General features: G+C 73.8%; 12 protein-coding genes. All 12 read left to right on the top strand.

Annotated elements, in window-relative coordinates:
• Positions 1-22 precede the first annotated feature (22 nt).
• The 12 genes from BJP59_RS01960 (at position 23) to BJP59_RS01905 (ending at position 16,056) form a co-directional block, all read left to right on the top strand.
• A complete protein-coding gene (locus tag BJP59_RS01960) occupies positions 23-712 on the top strand; it encodes a GntR family transcriptional regulator (RefSeq protein ID WP_168945415.1) in 690 nt (229 codons plus the stop codon).
• A gap of 61 nt (positions 713-773) precedes the next feature.
• Complete coding sequence (locus BJP59_RS01955) at positions 774-1,376, top strand: HEAT repeat domain-containing protein (protein ID WP_194522076.1); 603 nt, start codon at positions 774-776, stop codon at positions 1,374-1,376.
• Positions 1,377-1,540: 164 nt separating this feature from the next.
• Positions 1,541-2,605, top strand: a complete 1,065-nt coding sequence (locus BJP59_RS01950) for a GNAT family N-acetyltransferase (RefSeq protein WP_194522075.1) — start codon at positions 1,541-1,543, stop codon at positions 2,603-2,605.
• A gap of 407 nt (positions 2,606-3,012) precedes the next feature.
• The gene (locus BJP59_RS01945; RefSeq protein ID WP_228485233.1) at positions 3,013-5,280 is read left to right on the top strand and encodes a peptidase C14; all 2,268 of its coding nucleotides are present in this window, start codon (positions 3,013-3,015) and stop codon (positions 5,278-5,280) included.
• 86 nt (positions 5,281-5,366) lie between these two features.
• Positions 5,367-7,586 carry a peptidase C14 gene (locus BJP59_RS01940; protein ID WP_194522074.1) on the top strand — a complete coding sequence of 740 codons (2,220 nt, stop codon included), beginning with the start codon at positions 5,367-5,369 and terminating at the stop codon, positions 7,584-7,586.
• Between the two features lie 411 nt (positions 7,587-7,997).
• Positions 7,998-9,416, top strand: a complete 1,419-nt coding sequence (locus BJP59_RS01935) for a Gfo/Idh/MocA family protein (protein WP_194522073.1) — start codon at positions 7,998-8,000, stop codon at positions 9,414-9,416.
• A gap of 103 nt (positions 9,417-9,519) precedes the next feature.
• A complete protein-coding gene (locus BJP59_RS01930; protein WP_194522072.1) occupies positions 9,520-10,794 on the top strand; it encodes an ABC transporter substrate-binding protein in 1,275 nt (424 codons plus the stop codon).
• 73 nt (positions 10,795-10,867) lie between these two features.
• Positions 10,868-11,824, top strand: a complete 957-nt coding sequence (locus tag BJP59_RS01925; RefSeq protein WP_081895826.1) for a carbohydrate ABC transporter permease — start codon at positions 10,868-10,870, stop codon at positions 11,822-11,824.
• Positions 11,821-12,741 (top strand): carbohydrate ABC transporter permease, encoded by a 921-nt coding sequence (locus BJP59_RS01920; RefSeq protein WP_228485232.1) that lies wholly within the window; start codon positions 11,821-11,823, stop codon positions 12,739-12,741. Before BJP59_RS01925 ends, BJP59_RS01920 begins: the two co-directional genes overlap by 4 nt.
• A gap of 8 nt (positions 12,742-12,749) precedes the next feature.
• Positions 12,750-13,808, top strand: a complete 1,059-nt coding sequence (locus tag BJP59_RS01915; protein ID WP_228485231.1) for an NAD-dependent epimerase/dehydratase family protein — start codon at positions 12,750-12,752, stop codon at positions 13,806-13,808.
• The gene (locus tag BJP59_RS01910; RefSeq protein WP_228485230.1) at positions 13,808-14,995 is read left to right on the top strand and encodes a dihydrodipicolinate synthase family protein; all 1,188 of its coding nucleotides are present in this window, start codon (positions 13,808-13,810) and stop codon (positions 14,993-14,995) included. Before BJP59_RS01915 ends, BJP59_RS01910 begins: the two co-directional genes overlap by 1 nt.
• On the top strand, positions 14,992-16,056 hold the full coding sequence (locus tag BJP59_RS01905) for a hydroxyacid dehydrogenase (RefSeq protein ID WP_194522070.1): 1,065 nt from the start codon (positions 14,992-14,994) through the stop codon (positions 16,054-16,056). The genes BJP59_RS01910 and BJP59_RS01905 overlap by 4 nt, the downstream gene beginning before the upstream one ends.
• Positions 16,057-16,084 lie beyond the last annotated feature (28 nt).

Below are 16,084 nucleotides of genomic sequence, written 5' to 3'. Positions count from 1 at the left end.
CCCACGACACCACGGAGAAACCATGGCGCTCAAGAGCGTGCCGGACCAGAACGTCGCCGACCGCGTCACGGTCGAGCTGCGCGAGGCGATCTTCAGCGGCGACCTCGCGCCGGGCGAGCGGCTCGTCGAGCGCAAGCTCGCCGAACGCCTCGGCACGAGCCACATCCCGGTGCGCGAGGCACTGACGCGACTGACCCAGGAAGGCCTCGTCGAGCGGCTCCCTCACCGCGGCGCGCGCGTCGCCGCGCTCACGAGCCGCGACCTCGAGGAGATCTCGAGCCTGCGCACCCTGCTGGAGCAGTTCGCCGTCGTGCGGGTCCAGGACGCCTGGGACCCGGCGAAGGAGGCGAAGCTGCGCAAGACGGTCCAGCAGATGGTCCAGGCGGCGGAGAAGGGCAGCAACGCCCGCGTCTTCGAGCTCGACCGGCGCTTCCACGAGCAGCTCTGGGAGATGGCCGACCATCGCATGCTCATGACTCTCAACGCGCAGCTCCGCAGCCGCATCACCGGCTTCCTGCGCGCCGCGAACGCCGCGCTCGAACCCGAGGCGCGCGTCGCGCACGCACGCACCCACGACCTCATCGTCGACGCCATCGCGGGCGGCGACCCGGGCACCGCCCAGCGCGTCATGGCCGAGCACATCGGCGAGGCCGCCGCGCGCCTCGCGAGCCACACGGACGACGACGCCGAGCCCGCCGCGGCGAACGGCTGACCGCCGCGGCGTCCGCGCCGTGCTGCGACTCTCGCGAACCCGGGCCGCCTAGGGTCGCGGGATGGACATCGTGCGCGCCGCCGAAGCGTTCGCCGCCTGGGCACGGACGCATCCCCAGGACTTCGGCGAGTGGGAGACGGACTACGAGGAGTGGCTCGTGGCGTACGACTGCGCCCGGGCCCTCCTCGACGACCGGCCCTTCCCGGAGTGGAACGACGCAGAGAAGAGCTCCTTCCTCTCTCTGCTGGCGCGTGACAACGAGGTCGAGGAGCTGGCGGACCTGCTCTCCGAGCACCCGGCGACGCTGGCCGGCGTCGCCGAGCACGTCTGCGCCGCGCCGGAGTCCACGGAACCCGACGCACGGTGGCAGATCGCGGCCTGTCTTCCCGCCATCGGGCCTGACGCGACCCCTCTGCTCCTGACGCTCTTCGCCGACGACGATGAGTACGTCCGGCGTCGCGCGCTGCTGTCGCTCGGCACGCTCCGGGCACCGGCCGCGGAACGGTGCGCCGTCGCCGCGTGGGAGTCCGGTCTCGAGCACCAGCGGATCGTGGCGCTGCACGTCCTGCACGAGGTGGGCTCACCCCGGTTCGCGATGTACGCGGCGCTCGCGGCGGACGACCCGCGCCCGTCGGTCCGGCAGGCGGCCCATCGGCTCGGCTGATCGCAGGCGGGCAGGAGCCCGGATGGCGGCACCGCCGCCATCCGGGGCGTTCGTGCGCGCCCAGCCCGGCCCGCACGGTCCGTCGCGTCGCACGCCGACGGTCGTCCCGCGACCCTACTTTTGCTATAGCATCCCGTCAACACCGGCCCGGACCCTGGACTGCCATGCACCTGCGCACCGCCACGCCCGACGACGTCCCCGCGCTCTACGACCTGTGGGGCCACGCGTTCGACGCGCCGCTCATGGTGCCGGTCTACGAGACGGACGACGGCCGGCTCGACCGCACGCACGTCGCCGTCGACCCGGACGACGGCCGCGTCGTGGGCTCGGTGTACTGGACCCCGCGCAAGCTCGGCGGGCCCGACGGCGGCATCCTCCGGGCGGGCGGGGTCGCGAACGTCGCGACCGCCCCCGAGGCGCGGGGCCGGGGCCTCGTCCGCGCGCTGCTCGCGCGCGCCGTCGAGCAGATGGAGCGGGACGGCGCGGACGTCGCGCTGCTGTTCACCGGCACCCCGGACGTCTACCGGTCGAGCGGCTTCGAGACGTTCGACGTGCCACTCCAGCGCGGTGCACCGCGCCCGGTCAACGAGGCGGACCCCGGGCACGACGACCTCGACGACGACGGGCTCCCGACGGATGCCGCGCCGTCGGACCTCGTGGGCGACGCCCCCGTGCGGACCCGCACCGACCGCCTGCCCGGCGTCCCGTGGCCCGCGTGGTCGGTCGCGCTGCGGTGGGAGCAGCTCGCCGTGCTGCACGACGCGTTCGACACCGTGGCGGACGGGCCGCGCCCCCTCGCGACCCGACGCACCGCCGAGCACTGGGAGCAGCGCATCCCGCTCTGGTACTCCGGCGCCGAGGTGTTCACCGCACGAGCCACCGACGGGGAGGTCGTGGGCTACCTCGTCCTCGAGCCCGAGCCGGACGTGCTGAAGGTCCGCGAGCTCGGCGTCGACCCGGCGTCGGTCCGCGCGCACGACCTCGTCGACGCCCTCGCGCGCACCACGCTCCAGCGTGCGCACCTGCACGGCTCCCCCGCCGTCGAGGTGCGCCTCCCCGCGCACGCCCTGACCGACCGCTTCGCCGCCGCGGTGCTCGACGCGCCCGTCGTCGCGACCGACACGACGGGGATGCTCCGGCCCGTCCGCGCGGCGGCCGACGTCGTCGCGCACCTCCGCGACGCCGCCGCGGCCGGGGTGGGTTTCCACTGGCCCGGCGACTACCTCTGACCTGCTGACCCACCCCACGAGGTAGAGCCCCGGTTCGCCGAGGTAGAGCCCTGGTCACGCCACCAAGGCGCTACCTCGCGCGACCACGGCTCTACCTCGGCGTCGTCGGCACGTGCGCTCCCGCGGGAAGGCAGTTGCTATGGCATTTTTCAAGGCGGTACAGCGATCTGACCTGCGTGGATGCTCGATCACTTGCTCTTGACGATGCCATAGCATCCCGCTACTCTCCGAGTGTCCGGTTCACCGTCGCAACGACGCGCACGAACCCGCTGACCCCCGACCCAGCACCGGAACCGCACGACCCCCGCAGCACCGCTCCCCCGGAACACCCCGCAGCCCCGGGCCGCCGGAGCCACCGCGTCGCCCGCCCGCACGGCGTCCTCCCGACGTCACGAAGGGTGCCCCCGTTGTCCACTCCCCGATCCCAGACCCGCCCCGCGCCCATCAGCTCCGGCGCGACCGACCCCATGACCGCCGAGGCGGTGTCACCCTCGCGCCGCCACCTGCTGCGCGTCGCCGGCATGGCCTCGCTCGCCGCGGGCGCCGTCGCGCTCGGCACCGGCAGCGCGCACGCGGCGCCCCTCGCCGGCACGCTCCCTGCGGGCAAGAACGACACGCCCGACGACGAGGTCCTCGTCGCCGCCACCGTCGCGCAGCTCACCGGCTGGAAGGCCAAGAAGCTCGACGACGGCGCCGTCGCCCAGCTCCTCGGCCACGCGACCCCGGGCGACGGCGCCGCCCGCCTCGTCCGCTACGACGCGAGGTCCACCGCGACCCCGAACGGCGGCACCGTCCTCGCCCCCACCGACGCCGGTGCCACCGGCCGCTGGCACACCCTCCATACCGGCACCGCGGACTTCCGCTGGTTCGGACTCTTCGGCCCCGACACCCCGGCCGACGACGCCCTCGACGCCCTCGTGAACGACCCCAGCATCAGCCGCATCGAGGCGCACACCGACGTCAACTTCACCCGCCGCCACACCTACACCCGCTCGAACCTCGAGCTCGACTTCGGGGGGCGCACGGTCACGACGGAGGGCATCGAGCGCAACGCCCACGACAACCCGTTCGGCGCGGTCCTGTTCTTCCAGGGTCGCGTGACCGACGAGACGCAGCAGCGCACGCTCGCCACGACGCTCCCCGACCTCACGGACGTCTTCGAGGTCGCGGACGCAGGCGCGTTCGCCGTCGGGCAGTGGTGGACGCTGCGCTCGGACGAGCGCCCGGGCGGCGGCGGGGACGAGCGCGAGCTCCAGCGCCTCGTCCAGGTCACGCAGGTGCTCGACGCGACGCACGTGCGTGTCGACTACAAGAACGGCTGGGAGCTGCCCGCCGGGCGCGTGCTCACCTGGACGCGCGTCGAGCCCGTCGAGCAGGTGCACGTGCGCGCGATGACGTTCCACGGCTCCGGGCCCTTCGACGGCCCGGCGAACGGCGAGCTGCCCGACGACCGCGAGATGACCGGCTCGCACCCCGTCGCGTTCGAGTACGCGGTGCGCTGCGACGTCTCCGACGTGCACGGCCACCGCACGTGGTGGCCGGTGATCATGCGGCGCTGGAACACCCACTTCGTCACGGAGCGGTGCTCGGTCGCCAACCCGCCGACGGTGTTCTACGGCGGCGCCGGCTACCTCACGCAGCAGATCTACTGCCTGTACGGGCGGGTCTCCCACTCCACGAGCCACAACGCGCGGCACCTCAACGACCTCACGGCGTCGGCGTACTGCCTCGTGGAGAACTGCCACGGCGACGGGGACGACCAGGGCGGCAACCCCTTCACGACCCACGGCCAGTACGAGCACGACCTCGTGTTCGTCGGCAACAGCGGGCTCATGGACATCGCCAACTCGGGCGGTCAGTGGGGCACGGCGGCCAAGCGCATCACGGTCAAGCACCACACGTGCTCGTGGTTCGTCGCGGGCACCAAGATCACGGACCTCACGCTCGAGGACGTGCACGTCGTCGCGCGCTCGACGTTCGACCCGCAGGCCACGCTCACGATCAACGCCGACGGCGCACAGGTGCGCGGCTGCACGGCCGGCTTCTTCGCCGTCGGGCAGCGGTCGTCGCTGTCACGGCGCCCGACGGTCGTCGAGGACTGCGCGTTCGCGCTGCCCGCGGGGTCCGTGCTGCACCAGACGCCGGTGACGAACCCCGTGCACTTCGTGCGCACCCGCATCACCGGCGTGGACGGCACGATCCTGCGCGGCGCCGGCCCCGTGACGTTCACCGACTGCGAGCTCGTCGGCGGCACGGACGACGCCCCGGCCGCGCCCGTCGACCTCGGCTCGGCGGACGTCACCGTCACGGGCGGGTCGTGGCAGGGCGTGGGGGTGCGGCTCAGCGGCGCGCGCGACCAGCGGCTCGTGCTCGACGGCGTCCGGGCCGCGGGCACGACGACGGCCGGGGCCCTCGTCTCGCGCGGCACCGGCGCGGGTGCCGTGGACGTCACGCTCCGCGGCGCCGACCTGCGGGCCGCCGACGGCACCGCGCACGTCGCGCTGCGCCCCGGCGACCGCTACGCCGCGACCGGGTCGCGGTTCACGGGCGGTCGCCTCGACCTGCCCGACGGCGTGCGCGTCCTCCATGCCCGCAACGTCGAGACCGGCGTCGACCGCGCGGGCCTGCCGACCGCGGGCGACGGCGTGCTCGTCGACGCGAACCTCACCGTGTGACCCGCCCGGGCGACGCCCGGGCACCCTGCTCCCGCCTCCCCACCGACACCCGCGCCGTCGCGCCGGGCCGACGAAAGGACACCCCCATGACCCTCGAGACCACGACCGAGCCGACGCCGGCCGCGCCGGGCGAGGCCGCCCAGCCGCCCTCGCGGCGCAACCTGCTGCGCGTCGCCGGCATCGCCTCCCTCGCCGCGGGCGCCGTCGCCCTCGGCAGCGGCAGCGCCCACGCGGCGCCGCTCGTCGGCGCGCCGCTCGCGGCGAAGAAGGACGACAAGCCCGACGCCGAGGTCCTCGTCGCCGCCACGGTCGCCGAGCTCACGGGCTGGAAGGCCAAGAAGCTCGACGACGGCACCGTCGCCCAGCTCCTCGGCCACGCGACCGCCGGCGACGGCGCCGCCCGGCTCCTGCGCTACGACGCGAGGTCCACCGCCGCCGCCAACGGCGGCACCGTCCTCGCCCCGACCGACGCAGGAGCCAAGGGCCGCTGGCACACCCTGCACACCGGCACCGGAGACTTCCGCTGGTTCGGCCTCTTCGGCCCCGAGAACCCCGCCGACGACGCGCTCGACGCCCTCGTGAACGACCCGAGCGTCACGCGCATCGAGGCGCACACGGACCTCAACTTCGCGCGACGCCACACGTTCACGCGCTCGAACCTCGAGCTCGACTTCGGCAACCACCTCATGACGACCGAGGGCATCGAGGACGCCGGGCAGGACGACCCCTTCGCGGCCGTGCTGTTCTTCCGCGGCAAGGTCACGGACGACGTCCGGAAGAACACCCTCACGGCGACGATGCCGGAGCTGCGCGACGACTACGAGGTCGCGGACTCCTCGCAGTTCGAGGTGGGCCAGTGGTACGCGGTCGAGGTCAACGCGCTCGCCGGCCGGTGGGAGCGCGAGCTGCAGCGCCTCGTCCAGATCACGCAGATCGTCGACGCCACCCACGTGCGCGTCAACTACAAGGCGGGCTGGTCGCTCGCGAAGGGCCGCACGCTCACGTGGACGCGGGTGGAGCCCGTCGAGCAGGTGCACGTGCGCAACCTCGCGTTCCGCGGCCGACCCGACGGTGACCAGTACACGGGCTCGCACCCGATCGCCTACGAGTACGCGGTGCGCTGCGACGTGGAGAACGTGCACGGCGTCGCGACGTTCTGGCCGCTCGTCATGCGCCGCTGGAGCACGTTCTTCCGCACGGCGGGCTGCTCGCTCACCAACCCGGCGTCGGTCACGTGGGGCGGCGCGGGCTACCTGACGCAGCAGATCTACTGCAACTACGGGCACGTCGTGGACTGCCACACGACCAACGCGCGGCACCTCAACGACTGGACCGCGTCGTCGTACGGGCTCGTGGAGAACTGCCACGGCGACGGCGACGACCAGGGCCCGTTCGTCACGCACGGCCAGTACGAGCACGACCTCACGTACGTGGGGAACTCGGGGCTCATGACGTTCGCCAACTCGGGCGCGGCCTGGGGTGGCGCGGCCAAGCGCATCACGGTGACGCGGCACGTGTGCTCGTGGTTCGTCGCACGCGTCAAGGTCACCGACCTCACGCTCGAGGACGTGCAGGTCATCCGCAAGGACGGCCTCGCGGGCTCGGGGATGCTGTGGGTCAACGCCGACGGCGTGCAGCTCCGCGGCTGCCAGGCCGACGACACCCTGATCATCTCCCAGGCGTCGGCGCTGTCGAAGCGGCCCAACGTCATCGAGGGGTCGCGCTTCGCGGTCCTGCCGGACACCGCGATCACCCAGGCGAACGTCACGAACCCGGTGCACCTCGTGCGCACGACCCTGAACGGGCTGAAGAACGCGTCGTTCGCCGGGAAGGGCGCCGTCGTGCTGGACACGTGCACGCTCGAGGCGGCCGAGGGCGAGGGCACGGTGACGGTGAGCGGCGACCTCACGGTGCACAGCGGCGTCGTGCGCAACGTCGCCCTCGTCGCGGCGGGCGCGGCCGAGCAGACCGTCCGGCTCGACGGCGGCGCCCGGCTCGAGGGCAAGCCCGCGGGCGGGAGCTTCCTGCGCCGGGCGAAGGCGGACAAGCCGGTCACCTGGGCGCTCGACGGCGTCCGGAGCACCGCGCCGTCGGGCGACACTGGGCACGTGAACCTCGACGCCGGTATCAACAGCTGGTCCGCCACGGGCTCGACCTTCGCGGGCGGGACCCTGGCGCTCGCACCGTCCGCCCTGGGCGGCGACTCGTTCGTCCTCCACAGCGGCAACGTCGAGCAGGGCGTCACCCGCACGGCGTTCCCCGACGACGGCGACCGCGTCGTCACGACGGGCAACCTCGTCGTCTGACCCGAGGGTCGGCAGCACCCAGCCTCTCCTCCGCGCTCCTCGTCGCCGGACGACGAGGAGCGCGGAGCAGGCCGGCGCTCCCCCGCGCGAGGTGAGACGACGAAGGGGCCGGGGGTGGTGAGTGCGGGTCGTGGCGGGCCTGGCGGGAGCGCCGCGAGGAACGAGCAGCGCGGATGGTAGACCCGCACTCACCACCCCCGGCCCCGGCCCACGACGACCACCGCGTCGGCAGCCCGCGCCGCGGCGCGAAAGGTCACAACTCCGCATCGCGTCGTGCGCGAGTTAACACGAGCGCCGATCTGGCGTAACATCGGCATGGCAGGCTTGCTATAGCAAATAGCAAACGAGGCCTGCCAGGGGCGGGAGACCCCCGCCCCGCAGGACCATCGCAACGGAGCAAGGACCGCACACGTGACCCCCACCCCCCAGCCTGTCACCGTCGCCCTCGTCGGCGCCGGGAACCGCGGACAGACGTACGCGCGCTGGATCGCCGAGCACCCGGAGCTCGCCCGCCTGGTCGCCGTCGCCGACCCTCGGGCGCACCAGCGCGGGCTCGTCGTCGACCAGGCCGTCGCGGCCCAGGCCGCCGCGGCCCAGACCGGCGGCCCCGCCGACCCGGCCGCCACGCCCGCCGCCACCACCGCCGCGCTCGCCGCCGACACGTCCGCGCCCGCCGTCGCCCTGGGTACGGCGCTCCCGCAGGTCGCGGAGTTCGCCGGCTGGCAGGACCTCGTCGCCGCGGGCGACGCCGACCGGGCCGCGGGGGGCACGGGCCGGGTCGCGGACATGGTGATCGTCGCGACGCAGGACCGGGAGCACCGCGACCCCGTCGTCGCGCTCGCGCCGCAGGGGTACGCGATCCTCGTCGAGAAGCCGCTCGCGCCGAGCCCGGAGGAGTGCCGGGACGTCGTCGACGCGGTCGAGGCGTCGGGCGTGCTCTTCGGTGTCTGCCACGTGATGCGCTACATGCCGTACACGGACCTGGTGAAGTCCGTCGTCGACTCGGGCGTCCTGGGCGAGATCGTCAACGTCCAGCACCTCGAGCCCGTCGGCTGGTGGCACGACGCCCACTCCTACGTGCGCGGCCCGTGGCGCTCGGAGAAGACGTCGAGCCCGATGCTCCTCGCGAAGTCGAGCCACGACCTCGACTGGATCCGCTACGTCACGGGCAAGCGGATCGCGACGGTCGCGAGCTTCGGCTCCCTGAAGCACTTCCGGCCCGAGGAGCGGCCCGCGGGCGCGGCGGACCGCTGCCTGGACTGCCCGCTCGAGCCGACGTGCCCGTACTCCGCCCCGCGCCTGTACCTGTCGACGCTGCGCGAGAAGGGCCCGATCTGGCCGGTCTCCGTCATCACGGACGCGACCGACGAGGCGGGCGTCGTCGAGGCGCTGCGCACGACCGACTACGGCCGCTGCGTCTACGCCTCGGACAACGACGTCGTCGACCACCAGGTCGTCGCCATGGAGCTCGAGGGCGGCGGCGCGGCGACGTTCACCATGACCGCGTTCTCCGAGCAGGACCACCGCAAGACCCAGATCTTCGGCACCCACGGGTGCCTCGACGGCGACGGGGAGAAGGTCCGTGTGACCGACTTCCGCGACGGCAGCGTCACCGTGCACGACGGCGGCCACCACGGCGCCACGAACGCCGCCGACGACCACGGCGGCGGCGACTCGGGGGTGATGGACGCGTTCGTGCGCGCCGTCGCGACGGGGGACCCGAGCCACGTCCGGTCGGGCGCCGTCGAGTCCTTGCAGAGCCACCTCGCCGTGTTCGCGGCCGAGGAGTCGCGCCACCGGCGCACCGTCGTCGACGTCCCGGCGCGCTGACGCGCCGGGCCCGACGACCGCACCACCACAGCACCACACCGCCCAGCAGCACCCCCACCCCCACCCGCCCACCCGGGCGGGACCTCACCAAGGAGACACGTCGATGACCCTGCGCACGACGAAGCGCCTCTGGACCGCCGCGCTCGCGGTCGGCACGCTCGGCGCGCTGAGCGCCTGCGCCGGCGGTGCCGGCGCCGGCAGCTCCACCCCCACGCCCGAGGACGGCGCCGCGTCCGGCTCCGTCACCATGTGGACCTACCCCGTCATCGCCGACGAGGCCGCCCACAAGGCCTTCTGGGACGAGCAGGTCGCCGCGTTCCAGGAGGAGAACCCCGACGTCGACGTCAAGGTCGAGATCTACCCGTGGGCCGGCCGCGACGAGACGCTCGCGACCGCGATCGCGGGCAACAAGGGCCCCGACGTCGTCTACCTCATCCCGGACCAGATCCCGAAGTACGGCAAGTCCCTCGCCGCCGTGGACAACTACGTCACGGACCAGGTGGGCGACCTGCGCGAGAACGCGTCGAAGGCCGTCACGGTCGACGGCGCGATGCTCGGCTCGCCGCTGATCATGAACAGCAAGCCGCTCGTGTGCAACGCCGCGGCGTTCGAGGCCGTCGGCGAGGCGGGGAACTACCCGGAGACGTGGGACGACCTCATGGCGCTCGCGCCGACGTTCCAGGCCGCCGGCTACGACGTCACCAACTACTGGGGCTCGGTCGACGCGACGCTCAACGAGTCCTTCTACCCGCTGCTGTGGCAGGCGGGCGGGTCCGTCTTCTCCGAGGACGGCTCGTCGGTCGCGTTCGACTCCCCCGAGGGCGTCGAGGCGCTGCAGTTCGCGGTCGACCTCGCCGAGGGCGGGTACATCGAGAAGGACCTGCTGACGACCATCCCCGCGTTCGAGCAGACGAACACCGCCAAGGGCAAGATCGCGTGCACCTGGCAGCAGGGCCCGGCGGACGTCGCGGGCTTCTGGGGCGAGGAGAACGTCGTCGTCCTTCCGCCGCTCAAGGAGGCCGAGGCGGTCGCGTTCGGCACCGTCGGCTCGCTGTCCGTGCTCAAGACGGCCGACAGCCTCGACGCCGCGGGCAAGTGGGCCGCGTTCGCGACCTCGCCCGAGGTGAGCGCCGAGTACGCCCAGGCCGCCGGCTGGTTCTCGCCGTACGAGAGCGAGTCGGGCCTCTACGCCGACGACCCGGTGCTGTCCGCGCTCGAGGAGACGCTCCAGTACACGACGGCCGGCGAGGTCAACGAGAAGTCCCGTGAGGTCATGGGCGTGCTCGCCCCGGAGCTCCAGGCCGCGCTCATCGGCGAGAAGACGTCCGAGCAGGCCCTGAAGGACGCGGCCGCGGCGGCGAACCCGCTGCTCGGCTGACCGACGCCGCGGCGCGGGCAGCCGTCCCCCTGCTGCCCGCGCCGCGGTACCTCGCGGTACGAGAGGAGAACCCATGACCGCGACCGCCCCCACCTCGGACGGGCTGACCGCCGACGGGCCCGACCGGCGCCCGACGCCGTCGAGGCCCTCGCGCGGCACGACCCGCCGCGTCCTGGAGCGCCGTGAGGCGAGGATCGGCCTGCTGTTCGCCCTCCCCGCGTTCCTGCTGTTCCTGCTGTTCCGCTTCGGCCCGGCGATCGCCGGCGTCGCGCTGAGCTTCTTCGACTACACCATCGGCGTCGGTGCCGAGTGGACGGGCGTCGAGAACTTCCGGCGCATGGTCGACGACCCGATCTTCTGGTCGGCACTGCGCGTCACGGTCGTGCTGAGCGTGCTCATCGTCCCCGTGTCGCTCGCGATCTCGACGTTCATGGCGCTCATGGTGCGCCGCTCGTTCCGCGGCTCCGGCTTCTACCGCTCGGTGTTCTTCCTGCCCGTGGTCACCAGCCTCGTGCTCGCCGCGACCGTGTTCACGTGGGTGTTCTCCACGAACGGGCCGTGGTCGAAGCTCATGGGGGCGCTCGGGTTCTCGACCGACTCCTGGCTGGGCGACACGCTGCTCGTGCTGCCCGCGCTCGCGATGGTCGCGATCTGGTCGCGCTTCGGCTACGGGATGCTCATCCTCCTCGCGCGCATGCAGGACCTGCCGCGCGAGCTCGAGGAGGCCGCCGCGATCGACGGCGCCGGGCCGTGGAAGAGGTTCTGGCACATCATCGCGCCGCAGCTCAAGCCGACCCTGTTCTTCCTCGCCGTCATCGAGACGACGGCGTCGTTCCAGATCTTCGACCTCGTCTACGTGATGACGGCGGGCGGGCCCGCCCGGGCGAGCTACAACCTCGTCTTCTACATCTACGACCAGGGCTTCAAGTACTTCGACCTCGGCTACGCGAGCGCGCTCGGCGTCGCGCTGTTCGTCGTCACGCTGGTCGTCGCCCTGATCCAGCGCTACGCCATCGGGAGGGACAAGTGACCGCCGTCGACCCCACGACCACCGGGCGGGTGCTCGAGGGCGCCGCGATGCCCGTGCGCCCCACCGCGACCCGCCGCCGGCGCGGCCGCAAGGGCGCGAGCGACCTGTCGCTGCGCGGCAAGGTGCTGCGCTACGCCGTGCTCTCGCTCGCCGCCGTCGTGACGATCTTCCCGTTCTACGCGATGGTCGTGCTGTCGCTGAAGCCGGCCGCCGCGATCGACTTCCCCGCGTCGCTCCTGCCGACGAACCTCACGACCGAGGCCTACGGCCGCGTGCTCGGCGCGGGCAACATCGGCACCTGGCTCGTCAACACGCTCGTGTACTCCGTCGTCTCCGTCGTCGCGGTGCTGCTGCTCGCGTCGATGGCCGGCTACGCGTTCGCGAAGAAGAAGTTCCCCGGGCGCGAGGCGATGTTCTGGTCGTTCCTCGCGATGGTCATGGTCCCGTACCACGTGACGCTCATCCCGACGTTCATCCTCATCGCCCAGGCGGGCGGGCTCGACACGTACTGGGGCCTGATCCTGCCGACGCTCGCGAACGCGCAGGCCGTGTTCCTCATGCGGCAGTTCATCCTCGACCTGCCCGACGAGCTGTTCGAGGCCGCGAAGCTCGACGGCGCCTCGGAGTGGCGCATCTTCCTGCGCATCGTGCTGCCGCTGTGCAAGCCGATCCTCGCGACGCTCGGCACGTTCGTCTTCCTGTGGCACTGGAACGACTTCCTGTGGCCGCTCATCATCGGCCAGGGCACCGACCACTGGACGCTGACCGTCGGCATCGCCTCGCTCCAGCAGCAGGACGTGCCGCTCAACATGGTGCTCGCAGGCGCCACCATCTCGTTCGTTCCGATCTTCGCCTCGTACCTCGTGGCCCAGCGCTTCTTCGTCGAGGGCGTCACCTCGTCCGGCATCAAGGGATGACTCACCACATGACCACGCAGACCAGCACCACCGCCCTCAAGGCCCCGACGTCCGTCGCGGAGCTCGAGGAGCTGCTCACGACGCCGTCGCCCGCCCTCGTGGAGGACCTGGCCGCCCGCTCGGGCGACCTCGTCATCCTCGGCGCGGGCGGCAAGATGGGCCCGAGCCTCACCGTCCTCGCCCGCCGGGCGCTCGACGCGGCCGGGCGCACGGGCGACGCCGTGCACGCCGTCTCGCGGTGGTCCGACCCCGAGCAAGCCGACCGCCTGCGCGACGCCGGGGTGAACGTCGTCGCGGCCGACCTGCTCGCGCCGGACGCGGACCTCGCGGCCCTGCCCGACGGCGCCGACGTCGTCTACATGGTGGGCGCCAAGTTCGGCACGTCGTCCGCGCCGTCGCTCGCGTGGGCCGCGAACGCGGCCCTCGTGCACGACGTCGCGCGCCGCTACGCCGACTCGACCATCGCGGCGTTCTCCACCGGGAACGTCTACCCGCTCGTGCCCGTCGAGTCGGGCGGGTGCAACGAGGAGCACCCCGTGGGGCCGGTCGGCGAGTACGCGATGAGCTGCCTCGGCCGCGAGCGCGTGCTCCAGCACGCCGCGCTCTCGCGCGGCACCAAGGTCGCGACGATCCGCCTCAACTACGCCGTCGACCTGCGCTACGGCGTCCTGTTCGACGTCGCGTCGCCGATCCTCGCGGGCGAGCCCGTCGACCTCACCACCGGGCACGTCAACGTCGTGTGGCAGGGGTACGCGAACGAGGTCGCGCTGCGCTCGCTCGCGCTCGCGTCGTCGCCCGCGACGGCGATCAACCTCACCGGCCCGGAGACGGCGTCGGTGCAGCGCCTCGCGGAGCTCCTCGGCCGCGGCCTCGACCGCGAGGTGTCGTTCACGGGCGAGCCCGCCCCGACGGCGCTGCTCAACGACGCGACGCGCTGCCACGAGCTGTTCGGCTACCCGCAGGTGCCGCTGCGCACCCTCGTGGACTGGCAGGCGCAGTGGCTCGCGGCCGGCCTGCCGACGAGCGGCAAGCCGACGAAGTTCGCCGTGCGCGACGGGGCGTTCTGATGACGGCCCCCACCACCCCCGCCGCGGCGCCCGCCACCCCGCGCCTCGCCGACGACGTCGCCGCGCTCCTGCGGGCGGGCACGGTCATCCCGGCCCAGCCCCTCGCGCTCGACGCGGACCGCCGCCTCGACGAGCGCCGCCAGCGCGCGCTCACGCGGTACTACCACGCGGCGGGCGCGGGCGGCGTGGCCGTCGGCGTCCACACGACGCAGTTCGAGATCCGCGAGCACGGGCTCCTGCGGCCCGTGCTCGAGCTCGCGGCCGAGGTGTCGCGCGCGACGGTCGCGGGCGACGCGCCCGCGGGCTCGCTGCACACCGGGCCCCGCCCGCTCGTCCAGGTCGCCGGCGCTGCCGGCGACGTGCGGCAGGCCGTCGCGGAGGCGGAGCTCGCGGCATCGCTCGGCTACGACGCGGTGCTGCTCGCGCCGCGCGTGCCCGGTCTCGCCGGCTCGCGCGAGGAGGTCGAGCGCGTGCTGCTCGACCGCGCCCGCGCCGTCGGCGAGGTGCTGCCCGTCATCGGGTTCTACCTCCAGGAGGCGATCGGCGGCCCGCGCCTGTCCGTCGGCTTCTGGCGCGAGTACGCGTCGATCGAGGCGGTCGTCGCGATCAAGGCCGCGCCGTTCCACCGCTACCGGACGCTCGACGTGCTGCGCGGCGTCGCCGCCTCGGGTCGCGGCGACGAGATCGCGCTGTACACGGGCAACGACGACGCGATCGTCGCCGACCTCACGCAGCGCCTCGACGTCCCGGTGACCGACGCCGAGGGCCGCACCTCGACCTTCACGGCGCGGTTCGTGGGCGGCCTGCTCGGGCAGTGGGCGGTCTGGACCCGGGGCGCGGTCGAGACGCTGGCCCTCGCGCACGCCGCGCACGGCATCGGCCCCGACGGCGGGGCCACCGTGCCCGACGCCGCCGCCCTCGCGACCCTCACCGCGCGCGCGGCCGGCCTCACCGACGCGAACGCGGCCGTCTTCGACGCGGCGCACGACTTCGCGGGCGTCATCGCGGGCGTGCACGAGGTGCTGCGCCGCCAGGGCCTGCTCGACGGCATCTGGTGCCTCGACCCGGAGGAGACCCTCTCCCCCGGGCAGGCCGACGAGCTGACGCGGGTGACGGCGTCGTACCCGTGGCTCGCGGCCGCGGACGACACGCTGGTCGCGGAGCACCTCGAGGACTGGCTGCGGTGACCGGCGCGCCCGACCCGGGGACCGCCCCGGGGCCCGGCCCGGGTGCCGGGGCCGCCCGCGCGGTCGTCGCGGTCGCGCCGTGGCTGCGCACCGAGCTGTTCGCCCCCGACGTCTGGGAGCGCCTGGCGGGCGCGGGACCGTTCGACGTCGTCGACGACCCGCGCACGCTCGGCGCCGCGCTCGACCGGCTGAGCCCCGCGGCGCGCGAGCGCGTCGACGCGCTCGTCGTCTCCTGGGGCACGCCGCCCCTGGACGCGGACCTCCTGGACCGGCTCCCCGGCCTGCGGCTCGTCGCGCACACGGGCGCCTCCGTCAAGCCGTTCGTCACGCCCGCGCTGTGGGAGCGCGGGGTCCGCGTGACGCAGGCGGGCCAGGCGATGGCACGCCCGGTGGCCGAGGTCTCGGTGACGTTCGCGCTCGCGCTGCTCCACCAGGTCCCCGCGTTCCACAACGCTCTGCACGACGGCGTCCCGTGGGCCGACGCCGAGGCCGCACCCCCGCGGTACGAGATCGCGGGCACGCGCGTCGGCGTCGTCGGAGCGTCGCGCACCGGGCGCGCGGCGATCGCGATGCTCCGCGCGCTCGGCGCGGAGGTCGTGGTCGCCGACCCGACCCTCTCCCCCGCCGACGCCGCCGCGCTCGGGGCGACCCTCGTCGGGCTCGACGAGCTGCTCGCGACGAGCCGCGTCACGATGCTGCACGCGCCCGTGCTGCCCGAGACCCACCACCTGCTCGGCGCGCGCGAGCTCGCGCTCCTGCGCGACCACGCCGGGCTCGTCAACACCGCACGGTCGTGGCTCACGGACGAGGACGCCCTCGTCCGCGAGCTGGCGAGCGGCCGGATCAGCGCCGCGCTCGACGTGTACGACGCCGAGCCGCTGCCCGAGGACCACCCGCTGCGCCGCCTGCGGAACGTGCTCCTCACGCCGCACCACGCCGCCGCGACCGTGCAGGGCCGGCTCGCGCAGGGCGCGATCGTCGTCGACGAGCTCGAGCGCTTCCGCGCGGGCGAGCCGCTCGTCCACGAGGTGCGCGAGGCCGACCTCGACCGCATGGGCTGAGCCCGCGGCGGGCCGGGTCGGGGCGTGT

The sequence above is a fragment of the Cellulosimicrobium sp. JZ28 genome (genome assembly GCF_015327065.1).
Taxonomy (GTDB): domain Bacteria; phylum Actinomycetota; class Actinomycetes; order Actinomycetales; family Cellulomonadaceae; genus Cellulosimicrobium; species Cellulosimicrobium funkei.
Note: the sequence above shows the minus strand (reverse complement) of the source record. Positions and strands in the feature narration are given on the sequence as shown.

Excerpts from the sequence above, each read along its gene's own strand:
- BJP59_RS01950 (WP_194522075.1), top strand. The coding sequence starts at position 1,541 with ATGCACCTGCGCACCGCCACGCCCGACGACGTCCCCGCGCTCTACGAC.
- BJP59_RS01910 (WP_228485230.1), top strand. The coding sequence starts at position 13,808 with ATGACGGCCCCCACCACCCCCGCCGCGGCGCCCGCCACCCCGCGCCTC.
- BJP59_RS01925 (WP_081895826.1), top strand. The coding sequence starts at position 10,868 with ATGACCGCGACCGCCCCCACCTCGGACGGGCTGACCGCCGACGGGCCC.
- BJP59_RS01915 (WP_228485231.1), top strand. The coding sequence starts at position 12,750 with ATGACCACGCAGACCAGCACCACCGCCCTCAAGGCCCCGACGTCCGTC.
- BJP59_RS01930 (WP_194522072.1), top strand. The coding sequence starts at position 9,520 with ATGACCCTGCGCACGACGAAGCGCCTCTGGACCGCCGCGCTCGCGGTC.
- BJP59_RS01940 (WP_194522074.1), top strand. The coding sequence starts at position 5,367 with ATGACCCTCGAGACCACGACCGAGCCGACGCCGGCCGCGCCGGGCGAG.
- BJP59_RS01955 (WP_194522076.1), top strand. The coding sequence starts at position 774 with ATGGACATCGTGCGCGCCGCCGAAGCGTTCGCCGCCTGGGCACGGACG.
- BJP59_RS01960 (WP_168945415.1), top strand. The coding sequence starts at position 23 with ATGGCGCTCAAGAGCGTGCCGGACCAGAACGTCGCCGACCGCGTCACG.